Source organism: Bacillus sp. TH13, from assembly GCF_016651175.1.
GTDB classification, from domain to species: domain Bacteria; phylum Bacillota; class Bacilli; order Bacillales; family Bacillaceae_G; genus Bacillus_A; species Bacillus_A thuringiensis_S.
The window spans coordinates 2,377,501-2,379,156 of record NZ_JAEKEJ010000025.1; the positions used below are offsets into that span (position 1 = coordinate 2,377,501).

Sequence of the window (1,656 nt, forward strand, 5' to 3'; positions counted from 1 at the left end):
TAGTACGTGGTCGTAGACCCGAAACCAGGTGATCTACCCATGTCCAGGGTGAAGTTCAGGTAACACTGAATGGAGGCCCGAACCCACGCACGTTGAAAAGTGCGGGGATGAGGTGTGGGTAGCGGAGAAATTCCAATCGAACCTGGAGATAGCTGGTTCTCCCCGAAATAGCTTTAGGGCTAGCCTTAAGTGTAAGAGTCTTGGAGGTAGAGCACTGATTGAACTAGGGGTCCTCATCGGATTACCGAATTCAGTCAAACTCCGAATGCCAATGACTTATCCTTAGGAGTCAGACTGCGAGTGATAAGATCCGTAGTCAAGAGGGAAACAGCCCAGATCGCCAGCTAAGGTCCCAAAGTGTGTATTAAGTGGAAAAGGATGTGGAGTTGCTTAGACAACTAGGATGTTGGCTTAGAAGCAGCCACCATTTAAAGAGTGCGTAATAGCTCACTAGTCGAGTGACTCTGCGCCGAAAATGTACCGGGGCTAAATACACCACCGAAGCTGCGAATTGATACCAATGGTATCAGTGGTAGGGGAGCGTTCTAAGTGCAGTGAAGTCAGACCGGAAGGACTGGTGGAGCGCTTAGAAGTGAGAATGCCGGTATGAGTAGCGAAAGACGGGTGAGAATCCCGTCCACCGAATGCCTAAGGTTTCCTGAGGAAGGCTCGTCCGCTCAGGGTTAGTCAGGACCTAAGCCGAGGCCGACAGGCGTAGGCGATGGACAACAGGTTGATATTCCTGTACCACCTCTTTATCGTTTGAGCAATGGAGGGACGCAGAAGGATAGAAGAAGCGTGCGATTGGTTGTGCACGTCCAAGCAGTTAGGCTGATAAGTAGGCAAATCCGCTTATCGTGAAGGCTGAGCTGTGATGGGGAAGCTCCTTATGGAGCGAAGTCTTTGATTCCCCGCTGCCAAGAAAAGCTTCTAGCGAGATAAAAGGTGCCTGTACCGCAAACCGACACAGGTAGGCGAGGAGAGAATCCTAAGGTGTGCGAGAGAACTCTGGTTAAGGAACTCGGCAAAATGACCCCGTAACTTCGGGAGAAGGGGTGCTTTCTTAACGGAAAGCCGCAGTGAATAGGCCCAAGCGACTGTTTAGCAAAAACACAGCTCTCTGCGAAGCCGTAAGGCGAAGTATAGGGGGTGACACCTGCCCGGTGCTGGAAGGTTAAGGAGAGGGGTTAGCGTAAGCGAAGCTCTGAACTGAAGCCCCAGTAAACGGCGGCCGTAACTATAACGGTCCTAAGGTAGCGAAATTCCTTGTCGGGTAAGTTCCGACCCGCACGAAAGGTGTAACGATTTGGGCACTGTCTCAACCAGAGACTCGGTGAAATTATAGTACCTGTGAAGATGCAGGTTACCCGCGACAGGACGGAAAGACCCCGTGGAGCTTTACTGTAGCCTGATATTGAATTTTGGTACAGTTTGTACAGGATAGGCGGGAGCCATTGAAACCGGAGCGCTAGCTTCGGTGGAGGCGCTGGTGGGATACCGCCCTGACTGTATTGAAATTCTAACCTACGGGTCTTATCGACCCGGGAGACAGTGTCAGGTGGGCAGTTTGACTGGGGCGGTCGCCTCCTAAAGTGTAACGGAGGCGCCCAAAGGTTCCCTCAGAATGGTTGGAAATCATTCGTAGAGTGCAAAGGC

1 rRNA gene and 1 other annotated feature (1 of these 2 only partly in view) are annotated in these 1,656 nt (G+C 51.6%); the gene reads left to right on the forward strand.

The annotated features are described in order from the left end of the window. Positions 1-1,342: ribosomal RNA gene (locus JFU02_RS20790) — 23S ribosomal RNA — on the forward strand (it extends 685 nt beyond the left edge of the window). A gap of 58 nt (positions 1,343-1,400) precedes the next feature. After that, positions 1,401-1,582: a sequence feature (23S ribosomal RNA rRNA prediction is too short), on the forward strand. Positions 1,583-1,656 lie beyond the last annotated feature (74 nt).